Raw genomic sequence first — 24,852 nt, forward strand, 5'->3', positions numbered from 1 at the left:
ATCAAAGTCAATTTTCGCGGATGTGGCCATGCTTCTTCATATCGACGTCGTCGATGGCGATACGTTTACCCGCGACGAGGACGGACTCGAATTCATGAGTCTCGATGAGGCCTGCGCAGCGGTCGTGGCGCTGCTTCCGGAACTCGCACGCGAGGCCGTGCATGGTCCGAGGCGCCGCGCCGCCATGCTTCGGGAGCGGGAGCGCATCATCGCCGCCGAGATCCGGGATCCGGCCGGCGCCGTCCTGTTCCGCACGCGCCTGCGGCTCGACATGGAGTGGTCGGCGCCGCAGCGATGATCCGCGGCACGATCGCTGTGCCCTTTAGAACGGCCGGTCGGCCGGCACACGCGCCGCCGCGACCTCGTCCGGGGACGGCGGCCGCAGCACGGTGAGGTCGGGCTCGCGCTCGGCCGCGATCAGGCCGAGACCGGCGAAGGCATCGAGCCAGCCGTCCATCGGCCACAGCCCGTGGCGGGCGCGAAAGCGCCGGGCGTTGCGAACGATGTCGGCGAAATGCTGGAGCGGCGGATCGCAGGACAGGTGGTGCTGGTGGAAGGCCGGCGGCACGCCCGCCAGCAGCACCGGCACCCCGGCCTCGGCGGCGCGGAAGGCGAGATCGGTGTCCTCGGCGCCGTAGCCGTCGAACCCCTCGTCGAAGCCGTCCAGCCGGTCCCAGGTGGCGGCCCGCACCGCGAAGGCGAGGGACCAGAACAGGCCGGGATTGTCGGTCGGCGCGAACCCGGTCTCCGGGAAGGGACGCGCCGGGTGCAGCATCCCCAGGCGCATCAGGTCCGCTTCCGTCCAGCCGTCCCGCACGGCTCCCGCCGGCAGGTAGCGGATCGGCCCGCAGACGAGCGCGTCCTGCACCTGGGCCACGGCGGCCAGGCCCGCCACCAGCCCGGCGGCGGGGATACAATCGACGTCGAGATAGACGAGGATGTCGCCGCGCGCCGCCCTGCGCCCCGCGTTGCGGGCGGCGGCAAGCGGCAGGCCCTCGCTCGGAAGGGCGACGCGCCGCAGCGGGAACGGCGTCTCGGGCAGCGGGGCGGGATCGCGCCCCATCTCCACGACGACGCACTCGGCCGGGGCGTTGCCGTGGGCAAGCCCCTCGATCAGGCGCGCCAGATGGGCCTCGCGCCCCTTGTTGAGCGTGACGACGCTGATGCTGCTCACGGATCTCGGTTTCCGGCGAATGATCGGCGCGTTGTGCCGGGGCGATCCTGAAACGGGGATGAAGAGCGGTCAGCTCCACGCGCCGAGCCAGCCCAGCATCCCCCGCGCGGCCGCCCGGCCGCTGGCGAAGGCGGCCTGGAGCAGGTAGCCGCCGGTCGGCGCCTCCCAATCGAGCATTTCGCCCGCCGCGAACAGGCCGGGGCGGGCGCGCAGCATGAAGCGTTCATCGAGTTCGTCGAAGGCGAGGCCGCCCGCAGTCGAGATCGCCCGGTCCATCGAAGCCGGCGCGGTGAGACGCAGGGGGGCGGACTTGATCGCCGCCGCCAGGGCGGCCGGGTCGGCCGGCAGGGCATTGGCGTGCGCCTCGCGCAGCAGCGCCGCCGCGACCGGATCGAGCCCCGCCGCCTTGCGCAGGCGCGTCGAGAGGCTCTCGCCGGGGCGCGTGCGGGCGAGGCGCCCGGCCAGGGCCGCCGTGTCGAGGTCGGGTCGCAGATCGAGGACAAGGCGGGCCGCCCCCTCGCGCTCCACCGCCTCGCGGATCGGTCGGCCGAGGGCGTAGATCACGCCGCCCTCGATCCCGCCGGCCGTCACCACCGCCTCGCCGCGCGCCGCCGTCCCGTCGATCCGGGCCGCGATGCGCTTGAGCGGCGCCCCGGCGAAGCGTTCGGCGATGTGGGACGACCAAGCCACGGCGAAGCCGACATTGGCCGGTCTCAAGGGGGTGACCGCGAATCCGGCGTTTTCCAGCAGCGGCACGAAGGAGCCGTCCGAGCCGAGCCGCGGCCAGCTCGCGCCGCCGAGTGCCAGAAGCGTCGCCCGCGGGCGGACATGATAGGCGCCCTCCGGTGTATCGAAGGTGAGCGTGCCATCGGCGCCGAGCCCGGTCAGACGATGGCGGGTCCGGATCGTGACGCCGCGTCCGGCGAGACGCGCAAGCCACGCCCGCAGCAGCGGCGACGCCTTGAAGCTCCGGGGAAACACCCGCCCGCTCGACCCGACGAAGGTCGGCTGGCCGAGATCCTCGCACCAATCCCGCAGGGCCTGGGGGGGATAGGCCTGGATCGCGGCGGCCAGTATGGCCGGGGACGGATGATAGCGGGCCAGGAAGGCCGGCAGCTTCTCCGAATGGGTCAGGTTGAGCCCGCCGCGACCGGCGATGAGGAACTTGCGCCCGACGGAGGGCATCCGCTCGTAGACGGTGACGCTGCGTCCGGCATTGGCCAGGGTCTCGGCCGCCATCAGCCCCGCCGGGCCCCCGCCGACGACCGCGATCTCCTGCGCCATGCCCCTGCGATCCGTATCCATGGATGCCGGGAGGACGCGCGCGGGCAGCCGCTGTCAAGCGTGACCGGGCGCGCGGACGTGACGGATCGGTGGCTTTCGCGACTTCGCCGCCCTGCCAGGGATGGATCCGTGCCCGGAGGGCTCGGACGACGACCACGTCCCAGCCCATCTCGTCCCTTGGCGACCGCGATGGGGTGATGCTGCAACTGTGAACGCGGGGAACGGTCCTTGCCCTTGAATCGGCGCCCGCGCCTCTCTAACTGCGCCTTATCGGCTGCGGGCCCCTCTGGCGGGACGCGCGGGCGTGCCTCTCGCGTCGCTCCCCCTGTATCGGGAGCCTTCCACGAGCTGATCCAGCCCGGTGGATCCATCGCCCGAGGCCGCACCAGCGCTTCTCGTGATGTCGGAGCCGATGCTCTCCCTTCGGCAGAAGCATCAGGTCCCAGCGCCATGGACTTTCTCACTTACGAGTGGCTCGGCAAACCCGTCTGGATGTGGTTGGGCTTCCACGCCCTAGTGGCGGGCTTGCTCGCCTTCGATCTCGGCCTGCTCCATCGCGACAAGAATCACGAGATCGGCGTCAAGGAGAGCCTTCTCCTCACCGCCTTCTACTTCACCCTCGGCCTGATCTTCGGCGGCTGGGTGTGGTGGATGCTCGGGCCGCAAGCCGGCCAGGAATACGTGACGGGTCTCGTGATCGAGAAGTCGCTGTCGATGGACAACGTCTTCGTCATCGCGGTGATTCTCTCCTCGCTCGGCGTCCCCCTGGCCGCACAGCACCGGGTCCTCGTCTGGGGCATTCTCGCCGCCGTGCTGCTGCGCGGGCTGATGATCGGGCTGGGCTCCGCCCTGGTCCAGCAAGCCCATTGGGTGCTGTCGATCTTCGCGGTCTTCCTTCTCTACATCGGCATCAAGATGCTGGTCTCGAAGGAGGACGAGGAGAAGGACGTGCGCGACAGCGCCTCCTTCCGCCTGCTCAAGCGCTGGGTGCGCGTCACCGACGAGCCGCACGGCCAACACTTCGTCGTCCGCAAGCCCGATCCGGAGACCGGCAAGGAGGTGCGCTGGCTGACCCCGCTCGCGGTGGCTCTGGTGCTCGTCAACGTCGCCGACGTCATCTTCGCCGTCGACAGCGTGCCGGCGATCTTCGCGATCACCACCGATCCGTTCATCGTCTACACGTCGAACATCTTCGCGATCCTGGGGCTCCGCGCGCTCTATTTCGCCCTCGCCGCGATGGTCGACCGCTTCGCCTATCTCAAGACGGCGCTCGCCTTCATCCTGCTGTTCATCGGCGCCAAGATCATCGTGGCCGACACGCTGGATCTCGTGCATCTGCCGCCGTGGGTGTCGCTGGCCGTCACCGTGGTCCTGCTGGCCGCCGGCATCGCCTACAGCCTGTGGCGGACCCGCGGCGAGACGGAGGGCGCGGCCCCGAAAACGGACGCGCACGCGAAGGCCGCGCATCGGACCTGACCCGATCCGGCACGGGCTTGGCGGCGTCTCGGCAGCGGTTCATTTACGATCCTGCGCGATGATGCCGCCAGGCCGGGGAACCGGTCGCGTTCCCCTCGCGTTCGACGGCCCACCACCATGCGTCGTTTCCTGACGAACGGCATCAAGGCGATCCTGGCCATCGCCCTTTTGTCCACCGCGGCCCATTGGGCCCTGCGCCTCCAGCGGGAACCCGCCGCGGCGCCCGTCCTCCCGGTCGCGGCGCTACCCGATCCCGTGAGCACCGGTTCGATCGCACCGCGCAAGGCCGAGTCCTTCGCCGGCGCCTCCGTCCAGGCCGCCAGCACCGACGGCTTCGATCAGGAACACTTGGCCAAGCTGATGGCCGGCGCGTCCGGCGAGCGGGCGAAGGCGCAGAAGGCTGTGGCCAAGCGCTGAGCCGCTTTCACTTCACGGTTCAAATAGAAAAGCCGCCGACCCGAGGGCCGGCGGCATCTTCATGGTTTCTGCGTGGATCGATCAGGCAGCGAGCTGACGCGGCTCGTGGCGGCCTTCCTGGATCTCCTCGATGATCTTGGCGACGAAGGCGTCGAGATCGTTCGGGTTGCGGCTCGTGACGATGCCGCCGTCGGTGACCACTTCCTTGTCCTGCCAATTGCCGCCCGCGTTGATCACGTCGGTCTTGATCGACGGGAACGAGGTCAGCGTGCGGCCCTTGACCGCTCCGGTCTCGACCAGCAGCCACGGCCCGTGACAGATCGCAGCCACGACCTTGCCGTCGGTGAGGAAGCTGCGGATCACGTCGAGCGCCTTGGGCTCCAGACGCAGCTTGTCCGGGTTGATTTGTCCGCCGGGCAGCACCAGTGCATGGTACTCGGCCGGATTCACACTCTCGAGGTCGAGATCGACCGTGACGTCCTTGCCCCAGTCGGTCTTGTCCCAGCCACGGATCGTCTCCTTGGACTGGCGAGATTGCGGGCTCGCGACGTGAACGCTGGCACCGGCCTCCGTCAGCTTGGTCTGCGGGACGGTGAGTTCGCTCTCCTCGAAGCCGTCGGTGGCGACGATAAGGATCTTTGCCTCGCGAATATCGGGCATGCCTTGCTCCATCAATGTCGGATGTGGCGGGCCAACGATCCGATCCGGAACCGGTTCCTGCGGCCAATCCCCCGGTGTCGATGACGGAACCCCCATGGCGAGAGGGTGTTGGACCGTTATTCCCGAAGCTGCAGCAGGAGGAGGCCCATGGCCAATCCCGGCATTCCCACGCCCGATCCGACGCCCGGCGGACCGATCCCCGGTGATCTGCCCCCGCCGCCCCAACCGGACGATCAGCCCGATATCGGCCCGACCGGCCCCCGCTCGCCCTACCCGGTGAACGATCCCGGCATCGGCGAGCCCAAGGGCCCAAGGTTCCGAGCCCGATTATCTCCCCGGTGGACCGACCGACCCCGGCATCCGCATGTAGGCGATGCCACAACCGTTCCCGCCCCTCGCGCGGGAACGGTCTTTTGTTACTTTTTTGCGACAAGACCCCTGTTTCAGCAGCGCTTTTTATCTCCTCCGGTCAGCACCCTTGCGTTGCCTTGTCCCACGGCGGACAACCGCGCTGTCCGCCCGGAGAGGCGGCAGAGGGGGCTCCTTCCATGTTTCGTCAGTGTCTGTTCGCCGCGATCGTCGCGACGGGAGTGTCGGCCTGCGGCAGCATCACGCGGGGGACGTCGGAGGTCATTACGTTCACCTCGACGCCGGCCGGTGCCGCGATGACCACCTCGACCAACCGCACCTGCCCGAGCACGCCCTGCTCCCTCGACGTCCCACGCTCGGAGGAGTTCGACGCAACCTTCACGCTGCCGGGCTATCGACCGCAGACCGTACCGGTGCGAACCAAGCTCGCCGGCAGTGGCGCAGCGGGCTTCGCCGGCAACTTGCTGGCCGGCGGCGTGATCGGCATGGGGGTGGACGCCTATAACGGCGCCGCCTTCGACCATGTGCCGAACCCGGTCATCGTCACTCTGGTGCCCGAGGCGCTGCCCAGCGCCGCGCGCGTTCGCCGTCCGCGCGGCCGTCCCGGCGTCTGAGAGAGCGGGAATCTGCTCTCGGGCTTCCACGCCCGCTCATCCAAGACGAGAGCGAGAGGCCCCGCATGCGCGTGTGGGGCCTTTCGTAATGGCTCGGGTTCGGACGAAACGGGCTCCGGCGATCCGGATCGAAGTGGGCTGTGCTTCAGTGACCGCCGTGGGACGTGCGCACGTCCCGCGGCGCGGCCAGGATCTCGCTGAGGCTGGTGGCCACGTGGCGGGCCTCCTCATCGGTCAGCCGCAGCTGAAACGGCGGTAGGGCGCCGGCTTGGAGCGCGACCACCGCCTGACCCTGCTCGTCGGTGCCGACCTCGATCGCCGAGGAGGTCACGTCGAGCATGGCGATGTCCTCGTCGCTGTTCTCATCGGGCAGATCGACCTCGTCAACGTCGTCGATCGCGGTGAGGAGCTGCCCGACGGCGCGCACGAGCGCGCGGGCCGCGCGCGCATCCATCACCACTGCCGTGGATTGCTCATCCTTCTGGAAGGAGAGCTGGATGTTCGCGCCTTCGAGGGAAACCGAGATGCCCGCCATGAACCGCCCGACTGCGATGGGGAATGCCCCGGCGTAACCGCCTTGGACCGTTGCTCATATATGCACCCACATCCGGCTTTGTCACAGGGTGAGGCATTGGCGTAAGGTGCCTGTCAATGCTGGGGCGCGCCCTGCCTGCGGCGTCCCGAACGGGCCGTGAAACGTCTTCCCGCCTTGTTAAGGCCGCATCCTGGGCCTACATAGGGATGTGACGGGAGCGGCGGTCGCCAAACCGCGTGCTTTTCACGGCCCGCATCCCGTCTATCCGTACATCGGCGGATGAAACGACGCGCTCGCTGCGCGCATTTACTTGCGCGTGTGCGAGCCAGAACGAAGGAAGTTTTCGTGGATACTGGAACTGTCAAGTGGTTCAACGAGACCAAGGGCTACGGCTTCATTCAGCCGGATAACGGCGGCAAGGACGTGTTCGTCCACATCTCCGCTGTCGAGCGCGCTGGCCTGCGCAATCTCGTCGAGGGCCAGAAGGTGTCCTACGAGGTTCTGACGGACAAGCGCAGCGGCAAGGACGCCGCCGGCAACCTGCAGGCGGTCTGATCCGCCTCGCCGGGGACGATACGCCTCGTCCCCTCGCTATGCGGCTCCCGCCCGTCCAGCGGATCGCGGGTGCCGCGCAACAACGCACGACACATTGATCAACGACAACCAGAAACGACACCGGCCGGCCTCGAAGGACCGCGACATCCGGTGAGAGAAAGCAAAACAACAATGCAGTTCGAGTTTCAGCGCCATATCGGCGCCCGCTCGCCCGTGACCGACGCGGCCACCTTTCGGGTGGAGCGCCTGATCGACACCGCGGCCCGCAACGCCCCGGCCGATCTCAGCCACCTGATCGACTCCTCTTACGAGTATCATTCGCCGCGCGAACTGCGCTGGCACCTGGCGACGCGCTTCAACCTCTCGCCGCGCGCCGTGCGGCTGAGCGAAGCGGCGTAAGCGGACGCCGTCTCCGGCCCCTTCCAACGGGCGGGTCGGCACCCTCAAACCCATGACGCTTGCGCGTCCCGACGAACGGTTTCCCGCTCGTCGGATTGCATTTCAAGCCGACGCGCCACGCGCGAGTGCTGCCAGAGCGGGCTCGCGCATCGCCCGCGGCACGGCGATCAACTCGCCATGGCGCGGCTCGGGACGGTTATAGACCGTCGGTTGCCCGTCGAGGTCGCAGACCAAGCCGCCCGCCTCGCGCAGGATCAGGTCGGCGGCGGCCAAATCCCAATCCCGCGAATCCTTCGAGACGAGGCCGAGGTCGATCACGCCCTCGGCCACCCGCACGAGCCGCAGGGCCAACGAGGGCACCCGCTCGACCCGCGTCACGCTGGGCTCTGCCCCGAGACGAGCCGCGCCGCCGAGGAGGCGGTCCTGCATCGGCTTGGGACCGGTGATGCGCGCGCCCTCCAGCGCGGCACGGTCCGAGACATGGATGGGCGCACCGTCGAGGGTGGCGCCGCATCCAGCGGCGGCTTCGTAGAAGCGCCCCGTGGCGGGGGCGAACACCACGCCCAGCACCGGCTCACCCGCTTCCAGCAGGGCGACCGCGATCGACCAGTCGGGGTGGCCGGACAGGAAGGCCCGCGTGCCGTCGATCGGATCGACGATCCAGACCCGGCCGGCATCGAGCCGCACCGGATCGTCGCTCGTCTCCTCGGACAGCCAGGCCGCCCCCGGCTCGATCTCCGAGAGGCGGATCTTCAGGAAGGTGTCGACGGCGACGTCGGCCTCCGTCACCGGCGAACCGCCGGCCTTCGACCAGACCCGCGCGCGCGTCTGCGCGCCGCGCTCGAAGAATGGCAGCGCCAGGGTCGCCGCCTCATGCACCGCCGCCCGCAGGAGCGGAGCCAGCGCGGCGACGGAGGGCGCCCCGGGCGAGGATGTCGTGTCGGTCATGGGCTCGCTTGCCATCGGCTTGCATGCAAGGAATCGCCCGCGCCGGGGCCAGCGGAACGGCTCCGCGTCCTAAGGACCGTTCTAAGGGGGAAGCCGCCCCCGTCACAAGGACGGACGGTCGCAGCCCTGCCGTGCCGTGGCCGACGCCGTTCGCCGGCCCGGCTCGATACACCGCGCTTTTACCGAGCGCGACAAGGGTCCGTTGAGCATTCCGGAGACTTCGGGGCCATCCACCATCGCTTAACGCTCACTTTTAAGGCGCCTTGGGGGTGAGACCGGGCCATATGCTTGTCATGACAGCGCGTCCAACAGAGACCGCGACCAGGGACAAGGCATCGAACCGATGATGACTTTCGAGATCACTGCTCTGGATTGCCCCTCCACCTGCGACGACGGCGCGATCCGTGCCGCCGTGACCGTCGCGCCGACGCCGCTGCCGATCCTCGGCGCGTCCATGGGCAGCGCCGCCGTCGGCGTGGCCCTCGCTTTCGCCGATGCGGAGGCGACCGGCGAGGATCGCTTCGCGCTGCTGCTGGTCGATGCCGAGGGCGAGGTGCTGATGCGCCTCGGCCCGTTCACCGAGGAATATGTGGTGGCGCAGTGGCGCGACCTCTCCGCCAAGGGCGGTCTTCCGCGGATGCTGCTGCGCGAGGACGGCAGCCTCGTGCCGGTCTCGCAGCAGATCGGCCGCCTCGCCCTGGGCCGCAGCCGCCAGCGCCGCCGCAACGGCTCGCTGAGCGGCCGCCGCCCCCGCTTCCTCACCCGCCGCAAGGCCACCCGCCTGCCGGCCCGCCCCTGCATCCACCGCGGCGAGAACGAGATGTTTTCGCGGGGCTGACGGCGCTTACGACGACGAGATCGTTACGCCCCGCTCCACCGGGCGCCAAGTGACGCGATCCGGAGGGGTATCACCGGGATCGAGGCTGGCCGCACCGTCGGCGCGATAGCTCAACACGCGTCCATCCGGCCGATACAGCCACCACATCTCCCCGTCGTCCTTTGCGTAGGGGTCCGTTTCGAGAGCGGCCCCGCGATCGAATCCGAAGGTCGCCCGGCGCGGCCCTATCGAGCGCGAATTCTACGAGCTTCTGCCCTTCGAAACTTCGCGCGGCAGCCTCGATTTGATCGTGGTCGCTGTCGTCCTCGGCCAAAACCGTCCCGGAAGCGAGGGCGCGCCAGCGGCAACAGGAAACCCAGAGGCACCACGCTCTGACCAGCTCGACGTGCCGCCGTGCCGCCGTGCCGCCGTGCCGCGGACGCGAGCGTCTCGGACAGGGGCGCAAAACTCTCCGCAAAGAGGGCATCCCTCTGGGCATCATGGATGCGGGCCGAGGTGCCACGCAACCGCTGCGGTTCAAAGCCTCGGTCTATCCGTTGTCCATCGGCAGATCGGGCGCCCGATCCATCGGGCTGCCATCGTAACCTTCGAGCCACGCCGTGCGCTCGGACGAGTTCTGCGCGTAGGGGCAAGCGTCGCGGGGGCGCCCCTGCGCCCGAGCCCGGGCGCCTTCTGCGGTCGGATCGTCGGCCGGGGCATGGAGGTCGGTGTCGCTCATCTGCTGGATATGGCGCGCGCGGAAGTCGAGGCGATGCCTCAGCCCATCGCCTGCCACACCGCATCCGCGGCGAGCCCGGCAAACAGAATCAGCCCCGCATCACGGTTCGAGCGGAACAAGGTGAGGGCGAGCCGCCCGTCGCGGGGTGAAAGCCGCAGCACCTGTTGCGCGAGGTGGGCGGCGAACAGCACGAGGCCGAGCCAGCCGAGCCCATGCGCCCCGGCCCCCCAGAGTGCCGGCACCATCAGGGCGGCGGCGAGCGCGTAGCAGAGCCCGACCGCGGGCTTCAACCGCGCCCCGAACAGGCGGGCCGAGGACTTGATGCCGGCGATCTCGTCGTCCTCGATATCCTGCACCGCGTAGATCGTGTCGTAGCCGACGATCCAGGCGACGGTGCCGGCATAGAGCCACAGGGCCGGCGCATCGAGACGGCCGAACACGGCGACCCAGCCCATCAGCGCGCCCCAGGCGAAGGCGAGGCCGAGGACGCCCTGCGGCAGCGGCATCACCCGCTTCATGAACGGATAGATCGCCACGGGCGCGAGGGAGAGCATCCCGACGAGGATCGCGGTGCCGTTGAATTGCAGGAGGACGCACAGGCCCACCAGCGCCTGCGCCACGAGGAAGGCCGCCGCCGCGCGGGTGCTCACCTGCCCCGACGGGAGCGGCCGCGAGCGGGTGCGCTCGACCTGGGCGTCGAGATCGCGATCGGCGATGTCGTTGTAGGTCGAGCCGGCCCCGCGCATCGCGACGGCGCCGATCAGGAAGAGGATCAGGTGGAGCGGATCGGGCGCTCGCCCGGCCGCGATCCCGGCCAGCGCGGCCGACCACCAGCACGGCAGCAGCAGCAGCCACCAGCCGACGGGCCGTTCGATCCGGGCGAGGCGGAGATAGGGTCGGGCGCGCGACGGCGCGAGCCGATCGACCCAATGGCCGGCGACCGCGTCGGCGACGCGGCCGGCAGGCTCCGAAGGGGGACGCAACGCGGTCGGTGCTTGAGCGGCTTCGGCGATGCGCCCGGCTTACAGCGCGCCCTGGGGCATCTTGAAGCTGCCGCTCAGTCCGGGACCGCCGAGCAGGCCACCACCGCCGCCGTTCTGCGCCTGGGCCCGGGCCTGGGCCTCCATCTTCGAGGCCTGGGCCGCCATGGTGCAGACCTTGGTGCGGATCTCACCCACGCGCTTGTGGTCGGCCTGGAAGCCTTCGGCGAAGGAATCCGGGATCGAGCACCATTCCTTGTTGGCGGTGATCCACTTGATGCCGGTGGTGCCGTTGGCCTGAAGCTGGCCGAACAGGGCGCAGGCCGCCTGCGGCGTCATCTTCTGCTTGGAATTCGAGGCGGCATTGGCCTTGCCGACGAGGTTCTTGCGCTCGATCAGGGTCTTCTGGATGGCGCTGCAATCGGTGCCGCCCTGCGGCGCGGGCTGGGCCGGCGCTGCGGCGGAGGGCATCGGCATGCTCATCGGCGGCGCAACGGGTGCCGCCTCGGCCGGGGCCGCATCCATCGAGGGCGCCGGCATCTGGCCGAAGGCACCCTGGGCCAGTGCGGGGCCGGACAGGAGCGCCAGGGTCGCGAACGCGCCGGCGAGGGCGGTGAACTTGGATGAGGTGGCAGACAGCGCAGTCATAGGGCTCGGTCCTTCTCCCGCTTGCCGCGGCGGGTGTCGCCCCCGCTTCCGCAGCGCCCGCCCGAACCGGATTCCGGCGCGGTGCGCGCCTCGAATCCGGTGATCGGGCTTTGCGATGTTTCGTGAGGATGTTCCTGCACGGGAATGTGGCGCCAATGGTGCCGCGGGCCTTCGGGCGGTCGAGGCCGTGGGCAAAGCGCGGAAAAACGCGCCGTGTTGCTCTTTCGCATCAGCTCCGCCGATTGACAGCGCCGGGGCGCCACGCGAGGAGGCCGGCATGGCCCTCTACGACTTCACCGCGCCGCGCCTGTTCATCGAGGCGGATCTGGCGGAGGGGCGCGTCCTGCCGCTGGAGCGGGCGCAGGCCAATTACCTGCTCACCGTCCTGCGCAAGTCCGAGGGTGAGCCGGTGCTGCTGTTCAACGGCCGCGACGGCGAGTGGCGGGCCGACCTCGTTCCCAACGGCCGCAAGAGCGCCGATCTGAGGATCGTCGCGCGGACCCGCCCCCAGCCCGCCCCGCCCGACCTCCATTACCTGTTCGCCCCTCTGAAGACCGGCCGGCTCGACTACATGGCCCAGAAGGCCGTGGAGATGGGGGCCGGCACCCTGCGCCCGGTCTTCACCCGCTTCACCCAGGGTGAGCGGATCAAGCTCGACCGCCTGCGGGCGAACGCGATCGAGGCCGCCGAGCAATGCGGCATCCTGGCGATCCCCGACATCGCCGAGCCGGTGCGCCTGCCCACGGCGCTCGACGCGCTGGAGCCCGAGCGCCTGCTGGTGTTCTGCGACGAGGACGCCCCGGTCGCCGACCCGGTCGCCGCCTTGCGCGGCGCGGCAGGCGGCGCCCCGCCGCTCGCCGTGCTGGTCGGCCCCGAGGGGGGCTTTCACGAAGAGGAGCGGGCCCTGATCGCCGCGCGCCCGAACACCGTCGCGCTCTCGCTCGGCCCCCGCATCCTGCGGGCGGACACGGCGGCGGTCGCCGTCATGGCGCTGGTTCAGGCGGTGCTGGGAGATGCGCGTTAGCACCGGGGCTCCCGTCATGCCGATCCCGTGACGCGGCCCCGCGTTGTCGGCGCTTGCGGCCTGCTCTAAGGACACGACATCTCCGGCACGGCCGATCGCGGGCCCGGTCTTCTGATCGGGCCTTTTTTCGCGCCTGCCCCTCCACCGGCTCGACGAGGCAGCGCATGGCGCGCGACACGTCCGACACGACCCCGCTGACCTCGCGGGACGAACTGATCGCCTGGTTCGCCGACGGCGAGAAACCGGCGACGCGCTTCGCGCTCGGCACGGAACACGAGAAGATCCCATTCTACAAAGCCGATCGGACGCCCGTGCCCTACGAGGGCGAGCGCGGCATTCGGGCGCTGCTGGACAATCTCGGCCGCGAGACCGGCTGGGAGCCGATCCTGGATGCCGGCACCATCATCGGCTTGGCGAGCAACGAGGGCGGCGGCGCGATCTCGATCGAGCCCGGCGGGCAGTTCGAGCTGTCGGGGGCACCGCTGCCGGACGTGCACGCGACCGTGGCCGAACTCGACGAGCATCTCGCGGCGACCGCCCGCGCGGCGGAACCTCTGGGCATCGGCTTCCTCGATCTCGGCATGAGCCCGAAATGGACGCGCGAGGGCACGCCGTTCATGCCGAAGAGCCGCTACCGCATCATGCGGGGCTACATGCCGAAGGTCGGCACGCTCGGCCTCGACATGATGCTGCGCACCGCCACCGTGCAGGTGAACGTCGATTTCTCGTCCGAGGCCGACATGGTGCGGAAACTCCGCGTCGGTCTCGCGCTGCAGCCGGTGGCGACCGCCCTGTTCGCCAACTCGCCCTTCACCGATGGGCGACCGAACGGCTTCCTCTCGCGCCGCTCCGAGATCTGGCGCGACACCGATGCGGACCGCACCGGCATGTTCCCCCAGGCCTTCGAGGACGGCTTCGGCTACGAGGCCTATGCCGACTGGCTGCTCGACGTGCCGATGTATTTCGTCAAGCGCGGGGAGACCTATCACGACGTCTCCGGGGCCTCGTTCCGCGACCTGTTCGAGGGACGCCTGCCGCAGCTCCCCGGCGAGCGGGCCACCGTCTCGGACTGGGCGAATCACGCCTCCACGGTCTTCCCCGAGGTGCGCCTCAAGCGCTTCCTCGAGATGCGCGGCGCCGATGTCGGCGGGCCGGCGATGATCGCGGCGCAGACGGCCCTCTGGGCCGGGCTTCTCTACGACGAGGGGGCGCTGGCCGCCGCCTGGGACCTCGTGCGCGGCTGGACGGCGTCCGAGCGCGAATCCCTGCGCGCCGCCGTGCCTCGGCTCGGGCTCGCCGCCAGCATCGGCGGGCGCAGCCTCGGCGCGGTGGCGGCGGAGGCGCTGGCCATCGCCCGCGCCGGCCTTCAGGCACGGGCACGCCGCGACGCGTCGGGCCGGGACGAGGCCGTCTATCTCCAGCCGCTGGAAGCCATCGTCGCGGCCGGGCGCAGCCGGGCCGAGGTGTTGCTCGGCGAGTACGAGGGCCCCTGGTCGAAATGCGTGGATCCGGCCTTCACCGTCTGCACGTTCTGACGGCCGCGCCGATCCCGTGCCGGGCCCGCACCGGAGCCGGATTGTGCGGTAGGGCACACACTTGCTACGGCCAAGCTCAACCCGAGGGAACCCAACGGTTGAAGAAATGTTCCTGAGCGTGCTCGTGACACCTCAGGAGAAGGTACCCATGTCGTCGCGCATCACCACCCTGATGCTGGCCGGCCTCGCCACCACCGGTTTGGCCGTCGTCGGAACCGCCCCCGTCCAGGCCGCGCCGCTGCCGGCGCTGACGGGCGACCTCGTCGGCGGGACCAAGACCAATGTCGACCATGTCGGTTGGCGCCGGGGCTATTACGGGGGCGGCTACGGCTATCGCCGTCGCAGCAATGTCGGCGGCGCGCTGTTCGCCGGCGCGGCGCTGGGCCTGATCGGCGGCGCCCTCGCGGCGAGCGCGGCCCCGCGCTACGGCTATTACGGCGGATACGGCTACCCGGCCTACGGATATGGCGGCTACGGCTATGCCCGGCCGGTCTATTACGGGGGCTATGGCGGGTACGGCTACCCGGCCTATGGCGGCTATTACGGCGGATACGGCTACGGCTGGTAAGACCGCCAGACCTGAAGCATCGAAGGCCCCGTCGGCACGCGCCGGCGGGGCCTTCGCCGTGTTATGGGCCGAGGGCGATGTCCGACGCCCCGCCCTCCCCCAATTTCCCGATCGCCCTCGACCTCAGCGGGCTGAAATGCCCTCTGCCCGCTCTGCGCACGCGCAAGGCCCTGCGGGTTCTGGCACCGGGGCGGCGGCTCGTCGTCACCTGCACCGATCCGCTCGCGGGCATCGACATTCCCCATGCCGTGCGCGAGGAAGGCGGCTTGCTCGAGGCGCAGGAGCGGGACGGCGCCGCCTTCCGCTTCACGATCCGCCGCCCGGCTCCAGGCGGGACATCGACCTGAGGAGACGCCATGCCCCCCGACAGTGCGCCCCCGAAAATCCGCGGAACCCGCACCGTCCATGACGGCTGGGCGAGCTTCCTGATCGCGGAGGTCACCCTGCCGGACGGGCACGAGGTCACCCGCGAAATCGAGGATCACGGCGAGGCGGTCTGCGTGCTGCCCTACGATGCGGCGCGCCGGGTCGCCGTGGTGATCCGCCAGTTCCGGACGCCCCCCTTCTTCGCCGCCGCCCTGCCCGAGTTGCTGGAAGCGCCCGCCGGTCTCCTCGACGAGGCCGACCCCCAGGAGGGTGCCCGGCGCGAAGCCTACGAGGAAACCGGATTGCAGCTCGGCCACCTGGAGCCGGTGGCAACGGTGTGGACCATGCCCGGCGTCTCGACCGAACGGATGCACCTGTATCTCGGCCCCTACACGGAAGCCGACCGCACGGGCGCGGGCGGCGGCCTCGCGGAGGAACACGAGGGCATCACCGTCACGGAAATGCCGCTGGCCGACCTCGCCGCCCTGGCCGATGCGGGGCAACTCGCCGACATGAAGACCTACACCCTGGTCCTGGCCCTGCGCCTGCGACGGCCGGATCTGTTCGGCTGATCGGCGTCGGGAGGTGTAACCGGGTCCTGCCGCGTGGCCCCGGGATGAAGACGGACGCCCGAAGCGCAAACCGTGAAACCGAAGGATCGCTGCGCGGACTTTATGCCGTCGCAAGCCTTGCCGGAAGGGCAGCGCCGGCTATCATCCTCGAAGCGGAACAGGGCAGCAGGCCGTCGCCGCCTCCGGCGCGAAGCCGGGCCGGCGACCCCTGAGAACAGCGCCCGCCGCCTGGGAGACGCTCATGTTGTTCTTCATCGGGATCGCGTGTCCCTGGCTCATCGTCTCCGGCCTGATGCTGATGTGGCATCGGCGCGCCGAAGAACTCGCATCGAAGCGCGACTGACTCCGCGACAGGCCGCCGCCTGAGGGCTGCGCGCCTCGCCGCATCCGCGACAACAGCTCGAACCGGAGGTGGCCTTTCGGGGTTCACTGCGTGCGCGACCGCGCGCCCGATGGTGTGGGCGCGGCGGCGAGAGAACCCTCAGTTGGAGTCGGATATGGACATCGCCCTCGACAAGGTCACCGAGATTATCCTGCGGCTGCGGGCGGTCGAGGCGAAAGAGGGAGCGACCGACCCGGATTCGGGCTCGAACCCGATCGACGACGGCGCCACGGACGTGCTCGTCGGCGGCACCGACGATGCGACCGAGCAGGAAATCCGCTCCATGGTGGTCGGTCTCAACGAGGACGAGCGGAGCAACCTGATCGCCCTGCTCTATATCGGGCGCGGCGATCTGGAGGCGGCGGAATGGGGCGAGGCCGTCCGCATGGCCAAGGAGCGCGAGGAGGCGGGCGACAGCCCCGTGCGCGAACTGCTCGGCACACCGGACGCCGCTGCCCTTCTCGAAGAAGGTCTCGACAGCCTCGGGATCGCGATGGAGACCCCCGAGGCGTGATGGGGAGGCCGGGCGCTTGCTGCGTCCGGCCCTTCGCGTCAGGGCTCGCAGGCCATGACCTTGGCACCGACGGCGACGAACTCGGCAGTTGTGCGCAGATCGTCGCGGATCCGGGGCGTGTGGGCGATGAGCGACGCCTCACGCTCCAGTTGGTCGTTGCAGGCGCAGGACGGCAGGCCCTGGCCGACCGGGGGTGAGCAGGCATCGTGATGCATGCACGCCCGGTCGAGGGCGTCGACGGGCGGCAGGCCGGCGCCGCGACTGCCGGGGCCGCAATAATTGCCGTGGAACACCAGCGCACCCTTGGGCAGACCCTTGCCGAGGCCCTTGCCGAGATCCGGCCCGGCCGGAAGCTCGACGTCCGGAGCCTGCGTCGCCGCCAGATCCTGGGCGGACGCCGCGAGCGGAACACCGACGAGGGCAGCCGAGAGCCCGGCCACGAGGGACATCCGCCGGGCCGCGCGGTGCAATGAGGGAATGGTCAAAGTCGTCTTCTCCGTTCGAAACGCTCCCCTCGCCGCCACCGGACGGCGCGGCCTTCGCCATCGCCGAGGGGCCGACTGAGCGATTTCAACGGTTTTTCGCGGCTCTGGTTCATTTCGGCACCCGTCGCCCCCGTCGCAGCGCCCGATGGCGACGTCGTTCGCGAGAAAGATCAGAAGCGCCAGTTCAAACCTCCGCGCACGAGGCCGAAGCCGGATTCGGAGCGGCCGGTGCCGTAATAAGCGGGCACCGTCGCGTCGTAGACCGTGGCGCCGGGGCTGCGCTTTCCGAGATCGACATAGAGGCCCTCGACCTTGACCGACACCTTGTCGGTCAGAGCGTACTCGACGCCGCCGCCGACGGCGTATCCGAGCCGGGTCGTGTCCGGGAGGGTGTAGGGATAGGCGGCGGCGTAGGACGAGGCGCTGCCGCCGCCATAGGCGACGCCACCGGTGCCGTAGACGAGCCAGCGGTCGAAGGCGTAGCCGACGCGTCCGCGCACGGTGCCGAACCAATCGAGGCTCGGCGAGACGCCGTAATAGGGCGTCGTGCCGAGCGTGCCGTCACCGCGGCGGCCGAACGTGGTGCCCTGGAAATCCGCCTCGGCACCGAGAACGAGGCCAGAGCCCGGCGTGAACTGATAATTGTAGCCGACCTGTCCACCGCCGACGAAGCCATTGCCGGATTTGGCCTCCGTGACGCTGCCGTATGTGGCATCGCTGAAGGTCGAAGCTCCCCCGCGGAAGCCGTAACCGGCATTGGCGCCGATGTAGAAGCCCGTCCAGGTGAAGGCCGGCGGGATCGGCGGCGGCGGGGGTGCTGCGCGCGGCGGTAGATCGGCGGCGGACGCCCCGCCGGCGAAGAGAAGTCCGGCCAGGGTCGGGAGGGTCGTGCGTCGGATTCGGGTCATGCGCGCGATGTCCTTCGGATTTCGTCTTCTGGGAGTCCGGGCGTGGGGCTCAGAGCGCTGCCAGGAGCAGCAGGCCGACCACGGCGAAGGCTAGGATCAGGCACAGCGCGAGATCGATCACGGTCTCGCCGCCGCAGGGCTCGCGGTCGTCGAAGCGAGGCATGGGGCGGGCACCGGCGGACATTCCGGTGAGGGCGGCGGACCTCATCGGGCCAACTCCGCGAGGCGGGCATGGCGCCCCGCGTCGGGACGCGCGTCCGAGACGATGCTGGCGGCCAGCGGCCCGAGAGCGGACAGACCGATCGCAGCCAGGAACACCAAGCCGCGAAGCAGCGGGCGCAGCGAGCCGTCGCGGAGGGGGCGCGACACGGATCCGATCACCAGGGGCGGCTCGCCCGAGGCGAGACGCGGTCTCAACTCAATCATCGTGTCGCTCTGGGTTTGTGGGAAAATTGACCACGAAAATATGCGTGTGCAAAAATCCCACGTCAACGCGGAATCGGTTGGCAAGCGTGTGGGGGCGCACCTCGTGGGATTGTGTCCCACAGCGAAGTCGGTAGGTTCGGCCGATGTCAGAGCCGACCGATCCTGTTCCGAGCGCGGACGGCAGCGCCTTGCACGGGCCGGTAGCCCGTCTGCTGCGGCCCCTCGTGCGCCTTCTGGTTCAGCGCGGAATCACGTTTCCGGCCCTGACGAACCTGCTGCGCGAACTCTACGTGAACGTGGCCGAGTATGATTTCGCCCTACCCGGCAAGGAGCAGACCGATAGCCGGGTGAGCCTGCTGACCGGCATCCACCGCAAGGAGGTGCGGCGCCTGCGCGGCGCGGGCGCACCGGTGAGCCCGGTGCCGGCCACTGTCTCGCGGACGAGCCGGATCATCGCCCGCTGGCTCGCCGCACCGGACTTCACCGATCCGGCCGGGCGTCCCCTGCCGCTGCCCCGCACCGCGGAGGGCGGCGCACCGTCCTTCGAGAGCTTGGTCGCGAGCGTAACGAAGGACGTGCGTCCGCGTGCGGTCCTGGACGAATGGCTCGATCGGGGCGTGGCCGCGCTCGACGAGGCGGGCCGGGTGCAGCTCCTCGAGGCCGCCTACCTGCCCCGCGGCGGAGGCGAGCCGCAGCTCTACTATTTCGGGCGCAACCTCCACGACCACCTCGCCGCGGCGGTCGAGAACGTCGTGGGCCCTTCCCCCCGTTTCTTCGAGCGCGCCGTGCATTACGACGGCCTCTCCGACGGGCTCGCCGCGCGCCTGGAGGAACGGGCGCGGGAGATCGCCATGGAGGCGCTGAAGCAGGCCAATGCCGAGGCGCACACGGCCTGCGCCGAGGATGCGGGCGGCCGCCACCGCTGGAATTTCGGCATCTACATCTATCGCGAGGCGGTGGCGCCGCCCGGCGCCGAAACACCGGATCCGGCCCAGGTCGAGCGAGGCCGCACGCCTTGAGCCGTCCCTCGCATCCGACCCGGCGCGGGCTTCTGACGCTGCTGGCGGTCACCGCACTCGGATGGCAGCGACCGGCGCGGGGCCAGACCGGCGGCGAGGCCCCGCAGGATCGCGGCATCGGCGGCACCGGGGCGCGCCCCGACGAGGCCGAGCTTCCGAGCGGCGACCGCGGCATCGGCGGGACGGGCGTGATCGGCACGATCCGTCGGTTCGGCTCCATCGTGGTCAACGGATTGCGGATCGCCTACCCACCGGACGTGCGCGTGACCATCGATGGTCGCGCGGCCCGTGCTGCCGATCTCCGGATCGGTCACGTCGTGCGCGTCGTCGCCCGCGGTCCCGAAGGCGGACTGACCACGCGGGCCATCGCGGTGACGAGCGAGGTGGTCGGCCCGATCGAGGCGAGCGCGCCCGGCCGCCTGACGGTGCTCGGGCAGGCGGTCTCGACCGCCGGGCTGCCAGCGCAGCCATCCTTCGCCGTGGGCACGCGGGTCGCGGTCAGCGGCCAGCGCCGGGGCGACGGCACGATCGTGGCGAGCCTGATCGAGCCCAGACCCGACGGGCCGGACCGGGTCGCCGGGCCGGCGCGGCGCGGCGCCGATGGGACGATGCGCATCGGCGGGCTCGTGCTGGAGGGGCTCAAGACCGGGCTCGCGGGACGGCGCGTCCTCGTCGAGGGCCAGCCCACGGGAGCAGGATTTTCCGTCACCTCGGCCCGCGACCTCAGTCGGCCGTTCCCGGGTGGCCTCGCCCGCGCTTCGGTGGAAGGGTACGTCGTGCCCGGCGGCGGCGGCACGCGCCTTGGCTCGGGCCTCACCATGGCGGGGCGCGCGGGTCCGCAGCCCGGTGCCGGGCCGACGGTGATCGAGGCGGGCCTTGCCCGGGACGGACGGATGAGGGCCGAAGCCGTGCGCGGCGATGGCGCACCGCGCTCGGGGACCGGACCGGCGGGCACGGGCCAACCCGGCGGCGCCCGCCCGGAACACGGGCCGGCGGGCGGCCGCCCCGGCGGGGACGCGGCACCGTCCCTACGCCCCGGCGGCCGCGATCCGTCCGGCGGCGTCGGCCCGGGCCGCGGCGGCGCCGGGCCCGGCTTCGGGCCCGGCGGTTATCCGATCGACACGCGGCCGGCCCCAGGACAATCTCCCGGCGGCTTCGGCAGCCCTGCTCCGGGTGGGTTCGACGGCCCATCCGGGATCGGGGGTGCTCGTCCCGGCGGATTCGGGAGGGGCGGCCCCGGCGGCTTCGGCGGTGGGCCGGGAAGCTTCGGCGGCGGCGGTGGGCCCGGCGGCTTCGGCGGGGGCGGCCCCCGCTGACCGATCCCATGTTCGTTCGTCGATCCGCCCGGCGACGGATACGAGAAGCGGCTCCCTCCCATCGGATGCGACGGGAAACGGGGCGGAACGACGCTCGCGATCGCGCTCCTTGTCGCACCGCGATCGTGGTGGCCGGCGCGGGCGAGTTCCCCCGGGCTAGGCCAAGTCCCTAATCGGTCATCACGGTGCCCGAGCAGGGACGAGGCGCGATCTTAGTGGCAGGTCAGTTTCGACCCGCTCCTGACCCGCCGATGGATTTCGGAAGCGCGGCAGCGCTCATGTCGCTCTCGTACAGAGCATCGTCATCGACCGTTGCCGATTGAGCGGTGAGCGAGCGGCTGACGGGTCGCGCGTGACACCTATCGACCGACGGGTCGGCCATTGGCGGAGGGTTCAAAGGCGATCGGCATGCACCGAGCGCATGGTGGCATCTGGTATTTTGTACTTCATATCCACGAACGCAGGCCATATCTCCGTTTAGCTGCAGTGCAGCATTGCTCGGGAGATACCCATGCTCGCCACCTGGCTCGCGGCCCTCACCTTCCTGTTCGCGCTTCAGTGCCTTGCCGTCGTGACTTTGGCCGACCGGCTGACGATTCAGGAGCCGGACCTCCCCGCTCGCGACGCCGCCGATCCCAGCGAAAACTACGCCCGGGCGGCCTGAATCACTTCGGGGCTCTCGACCAGGATCGCGCCCGCGAAAACGGGTTCGCGAAGATCGGACGATGGCTGCGGAATGACGGGTGTGGTGTCGAGGAAGCGCTGCAACTCGGCGTCGGTCACGTGCCCGAAGGCTTCCACCAGATAGGCCAGAGCGTCGTCGGACATCGCCGGTCCTCCCCTTGCCGCGTCGGGGCGCTGACTGATCCGAGACCGAGTCAGGCTCCGCAACCTTTTGGTATCTGGTATACCAGCGGATAGGGAAGTCAAGTTCCAACCGTAAAACCGGTCACCGATTGCTGTCGCGTAGGCGGCTGCTCTCAAGAATTCTTGGGAGCCAAACAAAGCCTGAGAGAACACGTGCGATCCGAGAAGGCTGGCGTGAACGGGTCGGCGTCACGGCCTCATCGAAGAAGGTAGCCCGGCGTCGACCAGCCCCCGGCGCGGTCCGCGTCATCGAAGACAGACGCGGCCGCTATCGGGTTTGGCAATACGACGCCGAGGATCGGCTCAGTCGGCGGCGACGGGTGCCGTGGTGCGGAAGCGGCGCGGAGCCGGCTTCGCCTTCGGTTGCGGATCGAGCTTGTCGACCAAGGTCCGCTTGACGCGCTCGTTGAAATCCTTGGTCGTGACCGATTGCGCTGTGCCGTTGTTGTTCGTGTTCGCCATAAGAGCCTCCGCTTCGCTGCCCGAGTTCACTGCCCAAGGCACCGGATTGCGCGGAGGGTTATTCGAGATATGGGGCGCGGGGCGGCGAATACGATCCCCGCGGGCCGATTGCGGACTTATTCCGCGGCGATGCGGTGGACGGCACCGACGGCGCCCGAGCCGAAGATCTCGCCGATCTCGGCATCCGAACAGCCCAGCACCTCGCGCAGGATCTCGTCGGTATGCTCGCCGAGCAGCGGCGCGCGGGTCACCTCGGTCGGGCTTTCCGAGAGCTTGATCGGGTTGCCGACGGTGAGATGGCGCCCGCGGGTCGGATGATCGACTTCAACCACGGTGCCGTTGGCCCGCAGCGCCTCGTCCTCGGCGATCTCGCGCATCGACAGGATGGGGCCGCACGGAATGTCATAGGCGTTGAGGATCTCCATCGCCTCGAACTTGTCGTGCTTCATCGTCCAGGCTTCGATGCGGGTGAAGATCTCGTTGAGATGCGGCAGCCGCGCCTTGGGCGTCGCGTAGGCCGGATCGGTCTTCCAGTCTGGTTCGCCGATGATGTCGCAGATCGGGCCCCAGACCGCGCCCTGCGTGATGAAGTAGATGTAGGCGTTCGGGTCCTGCTCCCATCCCTTGCATTTGAGGATGCGTCCGGGCTGGCCGCCGCCGGAATCGTTGCCGGCCCGCGGCACGGCATCGCCGAAGGGCACGCCCTCGCCGTACTGGCTGTATTCCATCAGCGGGCCCTCGCCGAGGCGCTGCTGGTCGCGCAGCTTCACCCGGCACAGGTTGAGCACCCCGTCCTGCATGGCGCAGTCGACCCGCTGGCCCTTTCCGGTCTGCGTGCGCTGGTAGAGGGCCGTGACGATGCCGAGCGCCAGATGCAGGCCGGTGCCGGAATCGCCGATCTGCGCGCCCGAGACCATCGGCAGCCCGTCGCGCCAGCCGGTGGTGGAGGCGGCGCCGCCCGCGCATTGGGCGACGTTCTCGTAGACCTTGCAATCCTGGTAGCGGCCCGGACCGAAGCCCTTGACCGAGGCGAGGATCAGACCGGGATTGGCGGCCTGCAGCTTGGCCCAGGTCAGGCCCATCCGGTCCAGGGCTCCGGGCGCGAAATTCTCCACAAGCACGTCGCACTCGCCGATCAGCCGCCACAGGATCTCGTTGCCCTTCGGGGTCTTGGCGTCCAGCGTGATCGAGCGCTTGTTGTGGTTCAGCATCGTGAAATAGAGGCTGTCCACGCCCGGAATGTCCTGGAGCTGCTGGCGGGTCGCGTCGCCCGCCCCCGGGCGCTCGACCTTGATCACGTCGGCTCCGAACCACGCGAGCAGCTGCGTGCAGGTCGGACCGGACTGGACATGCGTGAAATCGAGGATGCGCACGCCGTCGAGAGCCTTGCCCATCGCGAGGTCTCCTCCCAGAAGCTTCTTATCGATCCCGGTCCGGGAGGCGATGGCGTCGCCCCGCGTACCGTTGCGCGAAGTCCGCCCCTGGCGCCGCCGGTTGGCAGGCCCCTGGCCCGCGTCCGACGAATGCGACGGCTGTCGACTTCGTCCGTGGTTTCTGGCATACCAGATGCCAGACGTCAACAAATCGGAGGCGGGGGCTGCGCCGGACGCAAAGCTGCGCACAAGCCGGAGCACGCCGCGACTCGTGACAATCGTCTTCTTGTGTTCCACATCAGGAGGCGACAAGCTTGACCCGCGCGGCCCTCCCCGCCCGGACGGCATCCCCTCGGACGCAAGGTCGAATCGGACGCGATGGAAAATCTCTCGATCAAGCCGATCGTGCCCGCCACCAGCCTGCGAACGCTGGCCTACGAGGCGCTGAAATCGGCCATCACCAACATGGACATCTACGGCGCGACCGGCGACGTCCGTCTCGACGAGCGCGGCCTGTCGCAGACGCTCGGCGTCTCGCGCACGCCGATCCGCGAGGCGCTGACGGTGCTGGAGCAGGAAGGCTTCGTGCGCAACGAGCCGCGGCGCGGCGTGTTCGTCGTCAAGAAGACCAAGCGCGAGATCGTCGGCATGATCCAGGCTTGGGCGGCCCTGGAGAGCATGGCGGCCCGGCTCGCCTGCGCCAACGCGCCCGACGAGGATCTCGCTTGCCTGCGCCGCTCCTTCCCCGAATTCTTCGAGGGCCGCCCGTCGGACCATCTCGATGAGTACTCGGAGGCCAATATCCGCTTCCATCAGAAGATCATCCGGCTCGGCGGCTGCGCGGTGATCCAGGATCTGTGCGGCAACCTGCTGGTCCATGTGCGCGGCATCCGCAACACGGCCCTGCGCCAGGGCGACCGCGCCTCGGAATCGATCCGGGAGCACGTGCGCATCATCGAGGCGCTGGAGGCTCGCAACGCCGACCTCGCCGAGCGCCTCGTGCGCGAGCACGGCCTGGGCCTCGCCGCCCATGTGGAGCGCTACGGCAACCATCTCGACTGACGCGTTTTCGGGCCGTCGCTTGACCGGCGGCGGCTCCCGTGGCTTCTGAACCCGGCGCCCCGACTCCGTAGCTCAGCTGGATAGAGCAGCCGCCTTCTAAGCGGCAGGTCGTAGGTTCGAGCCCTACCGGGGTCGCCAGAGATTCAACCCGCCGGTCGCGAGACTTGGCGGGTTTTTCCATGTGCAGCCGAGCCGGGTGCGATGGCGACGCCCGGTCCGGATCCGCAGCCCTCGCCGGACTGCCCGGCACCAAGGACCGGCGCCTTGGCCGGCAGCATCCTGCGCGGGGACCATGCGCGAACGGGCGCTGCCGCAGCGGGAGCCTGATCGGGCGGAGGCGGCGCTGGGTTCGCGCGCC

32 protein-coding genes, 1 tRNA gene and 1 pseudogene are annotated in these 24,852 nt (G+C 69.8%); 19 read left to right on the plus strand and 15 right to left on the minus strand.

Annotation, left to right across the window (positions count from 1 at the left end):
* Window positions 1-28 precede the first annotated feature (28 nt).
* Window positions 29-298 (plus strand): DUF6894 family protein, encoded by a 270-nt coding sequence (locus MFF26_RS01165; protein ID WP_137830385.1) that lies wholly within the window; start codon window positions 29-31, stop codon window positions 296-298.
* 24 nt (window positions 299-322) lie between these two features.
* Here the strand turns inward: MFF26_RS01165 and MFF26_RS01170 are convergent, their stop codons facing one another.
* Window positions 323-1,174, minus strand: a complete 852-nt coding sequence (locus MFF26_RS01170; RefSeq protein ID WP_137830384.1) for a glycosyltransferase family 2 protein — start codon at window positions 1,172-1,174, stop codon at window positions 323-325.
* A gap of 69 nt (window positions 1,175-1,243) precedes the next feature.
* On the minus strand, window positions 1,244-2,479 hold the full coding sequence (locus MFF26_RS01175) for a TIGR03862 family flavoprotein (protein ID WP_137830383.1): 1,236 nt from the start codon (window positions 2,477-2,479) through the stop codon (window positions 1,244-1,246).
* Between the two features lie 429 nt (window positions 2,480-2,908).
* Between MFF26_RS01175 and MFF26_RS01180 the strand changes: the two genes are divergently transcribed.
* Both MFF26_RS01180 and MFF26_RS01185 read left to right on the plus strand, forming a co-directional pair.
* Window positions 2,909-3,934, plus strand: a complete 1,026-nt coding sequence (locus MFF26_RS01180; protein ID WP_137830382.1) for a TerC family protein — start codon at window positions 2,909-2,911, stop codon at window positions 3,932-3,934.
* Between the two features lie 117 nt (window positions 3,935-4,051).
* Window positions 4,052-4,351: a hypothetical protein gene (locus MFF26_RS01185; protein ID WP_137830381.1), complete on the plus strand. Its 300-nt coding sequence runs from the start codon at window positions 4,052-4,054 to the stop codon at window positions 4,349-4,351.
* Between the two features lie 81 nt (window positions 4,352-4,432).
* Here the strand turns inward: MFF26_RS01185 and MFF26_RS01190 are convergent, their stop codons facing one another.
* Window positions 4,433-5,011 carry a type 1 glutamine amidotransferase domain-containing protein gene (locus MFF26_RS01190; RefSeq protein ID WP_137830380.1) on the minus strand — a complete coding sequence of 193 codons (579 nt, stop codon included), beginning with the start codon at window positions 5,009-5,011 and terminating at the stop codon, window positions 4,433-4,435.
* Between the two features lie 147 nt (window positions 5,012-5,158).
* Here MFF26_RS01190 and MFF26_RS26550 point away from each other — a divergent pair.
* Window positions 5,159-5,381: pseudogene (locus MFF26_RS26550) on the plus strand (hypothetical protein).
* Between the two features lie 178 nt (window positions 5,382-5,559).
* Window positions 5,560-5,994 (plus strand): translation initiation factor 2, encoded by a 435-nt coding sequence (locus tag MFF26_RS01195; RefSeq protein WP_137830378.1) that lies wholly within the window; start codon window positions 5,560-5,562, stop codon window positions 5,992-5,994.
* Between the two features lie 145 nt (window positions 5,995-6,139).
* Here MFF26_RS01195 and MFF26_RS01200 read toward each other — a convergent pair whose 3' ends face one another.
* A complete protein-coding gene (locus MFF26_RS01200) occupies window positions 6,140-6,529 on the minus strand; it encodes a hypothetical protein (protein WP_137830377.1) in 390 nt (129 codons plus the stop codon).
* Between the two features lie 345 nt (window positions 6,530-6,874).
* Here MFF26_RS01200 and MFF26_RS01205 point away from each other — a divergent pair, with 345 nt between their 5' ends.
* Both MFF26_RS01205 and MFF26_RS01210 read left to right on the plus strand, forming a co-directional pair.
* Window positions 6,875-7,084: a cold-shock protein gene (locus MFF26_RS01205; RefSeq protein WP_009866236.1), complete on the plus strand. Its 210-nt coding sequence runs from the start codon at window positions 6,875-6,877 to the stop codon at window positions 7,082-7,084.
* Window positions 7,085-7,255: 171 nt separating this feature from the next.
* On the plus strand, window positions 7,256-7,483 hold the full coding sequence (locus MFF26_RS01210; protein ID WP_137830423.1) for an AsnC family transcriptional regulator: 228 nt from the start codon (window positions 7,256-7,258) through the stop codon (window positions 7,481-7,483).
* Between the two features lie 102 nt (window positions 7,484-7,585).
* On the opposite strand, the gene MFF26_RS01215 is transcribed toward MFF26_RS01210, so the two are convergent.
* Complete coding sequence (locus tag MFF26_RS01215) at window positions 7,586-8,431, minus strand: inositol monophosphatase family protein (protein ID WP_137830376.1); 846 nt, start codon at window positions 8,429-8,431, stop codon at window positions 7,586-7,588.
* A gap of 343 nt (window positions 8,432-8,774) precedes the next feature.
* Between MFF26_RS01215 and MFF26_RS01220 the strand changes: the two genes are divergently transcribed.
* A complete protein-coding gene (locus MFF26_RS01220; protein ID WP_238307398.1) occupies window positions 8,775-9,269 on the plus strand; it encodes a DUF6101 family protein in 495 nt (164 codons plus the stop codon).
* 529 nt (window positions 9,270-9,798) lie between these two features.
* Here the strand turns inward: MFF26_RS01220 and MFF26_RS01225 are convergent.
* Genes MFF26_RS01225 through MFF26_RS01235 form a run of 3 tightly spaced genes read right to left on the minus strand, consistent with a single transcriptional unit; the run spans window position 9,799 to window position 11,615 of the window.
* Window positions 9,799-9,987: a ribosome modulation factor gene (locus MFF26_RS01225; protein ID WP_137831499.1), complete on the minus strand. Its 189-nt coding sequence runs from the start codon at window positions 9,985-9,987 to the stop codon at window positions 9,799-9,801.
* Between the two features lie 38 nt (window positions 9,988-10,025).
* Complete coding sequence (ubiA, locus tag MFF26_RS01230; protein ID WP_238307399.1) at window positions 10,026-10,970, minus strand: 4-hydroxybenzoate octaprenyltransferase; 945 nt, start codon at window positions 10,968-10,970, stop codon at window positions 10,026-10,028.
* Between the two features lie 39 nt (window positions 10,971-11,009).
* Window positions 11,010-11,615 (minus strand): hypothetical protein, encoded by a 606-nt coding sequence (locus MFF26_RS01235; protein WP_137831497.1) that lies wholly within the window; start codon window positions 11,613-11,615, stop codon window positions 11,010-11,012.
* Window positions 11,616-11,892: 277 nt separating this feature from the next.
* Here MFF26_RS01235 and MFF26_RS01240 point away from each other — a divergent pair, with 277 nt between their 5' ends.
* The 6 genes from MFF26_RS01240 (at window position 11,893) to MFF26_RS01265 (ending at window position 16,576) form a co-directional block, all read left to right on the plus strand.
* Window positions 11,893-12,639 (plus strand): 16S rRNA (uracil(1498)-N(3))-methyltransferase, encoded by a 747-nt coding sequence (locus MFF26_RS01240; protein WP_137831496.1) that lies wholly within the window; start codon window positions 11,893-11,895, stop codon window positions 12,637-12,639.
* A gap of 164 nt (window positions 12,640-12,803) precedes the next feature.
* The gene (locus MFF26_RS01245) at window positions 12,804-14,174 is read left to right on the plus strand and encodes a glutamate--cysteine ligase (protein ID WP_137831495.1); all 1,371 of its coding nucleotides are present in this window, start codon (window positions 12,804-12,806) and stop codon (window positions 14,172-14,174) included.
* Window positions 14,175-14,322: 148 nt separating this feature from the next.
* Entirely contained in the window at window positions 14,323-14,742 is a 420-nt protein-coding gene (locus MFF26_RS01250; protein ID WP_137831494.1) for a hypothetical protein, read from the plus strand.
* A gap of 77 nt (window positions 14,743-14,819) precedes the next feature.
* Entirely contained in the window at window positions 14,820-15,089 is a 270-nt protein-coding gene (locus MFF26_RS01255; RefSeq protein WP_238307400.1) for a sulfurtransferase TusA family protein, read from the plus strand.
* A gap of 9 nt (window positions 15,090-15,098) precedes the next feature.
* Window positions 15,099-15,680 carry an NUDIX domain-containing protein gene (locus MFF26_RS01260; RefSeq protein WP_137831492.1) on the plus strand — a complete coding sequence of 194 codons (582 nt, stop codon included), beginning with the start codon at window positions 15,099-15,101 and terminating at the stop codon, window positions 15,678-15,680.
* A gap of 497 nt (window positions 15,681-16,177) precedes the next feature.
* Window positions 16,178-16,576 carry a DUF3775 domain-containing protein gene (locus MFF26_RS01265; protein ID WP_137831491.1) on the plus strand — a complete coding sequence of 133 codons (399 nt, stop codon included), beginning with the start codon at window positions 16,178-16,180 and terminating at the stop codon, window positions 16,574-16,576.
* 38 nt (window positions 16,577-16,614) lie between these two features.
* Here the strand turns inward: MFF26_RS01265 and MFF26_RS01270 are convergent, their stop codons facing one another.
* The 4 genes from MFF26_RS01270 to MFF26_RS01285 form a co-directional block, all read right to left on the minus strand.
* Window positions 16,615-17,025: a phospholipase A2 family protein gene (locus tag MFF26_RS01270; protein WP_137831500.1), complete on the minus strand. Its 411-nt coding sequence runs from the start codon at window positions 17,023-17,025 to the stop codon at window positions 16,615-16,617.
* Between the two features lie 206 nt (window positions 17,026-17,231).
* Window positions 17,232-17,969 (minus strand): outer membrane protein, encoded by a 738-nt coding sequence (locus tag MFF26_RS01275; protein WP_238307401.1) that lies wholly within the window; start codon window positions 17,967-17,969, stop codon window positions 17,232-17,234.
* Between the two features lie 49 nt (window positions 17,970-18,018).
* Entirely contained in the window at window positions 18,019-18,177 is a 159-nt protein-coding gene (locus MFF26_RS01280) for a hypothetical protein (RefSeq protein ID WP_171015590.1), read from the minus strand.
* Window positions 18,174-18,395 carry a hypothetical protein gene (locus MFF26_RS01285; protein WP_137831489.1) on the minus strand — a complete coding sequence of 74 codons (222 nt, stop codon included), beginning with the start codon at window positions 18,393-18,395 and terminating at the stop codon, window positions 18,174-18,176. Before MFF26_RS01285 ends, MFF26_RS01280 begins: the two co-directional genes overlap by 4 nt.
* A 143-nt stretch (window positions 18,396-18,538) precedes the next feature.
* On the opposite strand from MFF26_RS01285, the gene MFF26_RS01290 reads away from it, so the two are divergent.
* The 3 genes from MFF26_RS01290 (at window position 18,539) to MFF26_RS01300 (ending at window position 21,394) form a co-directional block, all read left to right on the plus strand.
* The gene (locus MFF26_RS01290) at window positions 18,539-19,414 is read left to right on the plus strand and encodes a DUF6502 family protein (RefSeq protein ID WP_137831488.1); all 876 of its coding nucleotides are present in this window, start codon (window positions 18,539-18,541) and stop codon (window positions 19,412-19,414) included.
* Window positions 19,411-20,730 (plus strand): DUF5666 domain-containing protein, encoded by a 1,320-nt coding sequence (locus tag MFF26_RS26410; RefSeq protein ID WP_171015592.1) that lies wholly within the window; start codon window positions 19,411-19,413, stop codon window positions 20,728-20,730. The genes MFF26_RS01290 and MFF26_RS26410 overlap by 4 nt, the downstream gene beginning before the upstream one ends.
* 511 nt (window positions 20,731-21,241) lie before the next feature.
* Window positions 21,242-21,394, plus strand: coding sequence for a hypothetical protein (locus MFF26_RS01300; RefSeq protein WP_171015589.1), 153 nt, complete (start codon window positions 21,242-21,244; stop codon window positions 21,392-21,394).
* On the opposite strand, the gene MFF26_RS01305 is transcribed toward MFF26_RS01300, so the two are convergent.
* The 3 genes from MFF26_RS01305 to frc all read right to left on the minus strand — a co-directional run bounded on the left by MFF26_RS01305 (window position 21,376) and on the right by frc (window position 23,453).
* On the minus strand, window positions 21,376-21,558 hold the full coding sequence (locus MFF26_RS01305; RefSeq protein ID WP_137831487.1) for a hypothetical protein: 183 nt from the start codon (window positions 21,556-21,558) through the stop codon (window positions 21,376-21,378). The genes MFF26_RS01300 and MFF26_RS01305 overlap by 19 nt on opposite strands.
* Before the next feature lie 342 nt (window positions 21,559-21,900).
* The gene (locus tag MFF26_RS01310) at window positions 21,901-22,059 is read right to left on the minus strand and encodes a hypothetical protein (protein ID WP_171015591.1); all 159 of its coding nucleotides are present in this window, start codon (window positions 22,057-22,059) and stop codon (window positions 21,901-21,903) included.
* 116 nt (window positions 22,060-22,175) lie between these two features.
* On the minus strand, window positions 22,176-23,453 hold the full coding sequence (gene frc, locus MFF26_RS01315; protein WP_137831486.1) for a formyl-CoA transferase: 1,278 nt from the start codon (window positions 23,451-23,453) through the stop codon (window positions 22,176-22,178).
* Between the two features lie 357 nt (window positions 23,454-23,810).
* On the opposite strand from frc, the gene MFF26_RS01320 reads away from it, so the two are divergent.
* A complete protein-coding gene (locus MFF26_RS01320) occupies window positions 23,811-24,494 on the plus strand; it encodes a GntR family transcriptional regulator (RefSeq protein ID WP_137831485.1) in 684 nt (227 codons plus the stop codon).
* Between the two features lie 61 nt (window positions 24,495-24,555).
* Window positions 24,556-24,632, plus strand: a tRNA-Arg gene (locus MFF26_RS01325).
* Window positions 24,633-24,852: the final 220 nt, after the last annotated feature.

The sequence above is a fragment of the Methylorubrum suomiense genome (assembly GCF_022179765.1).
Lineage (GTDB): Bacteria > Pseudomonadota > Alphaproteobacteria > Rhizobiales > Beijerinckiaceae > Methylobacterium > Methylobacterium suomiense.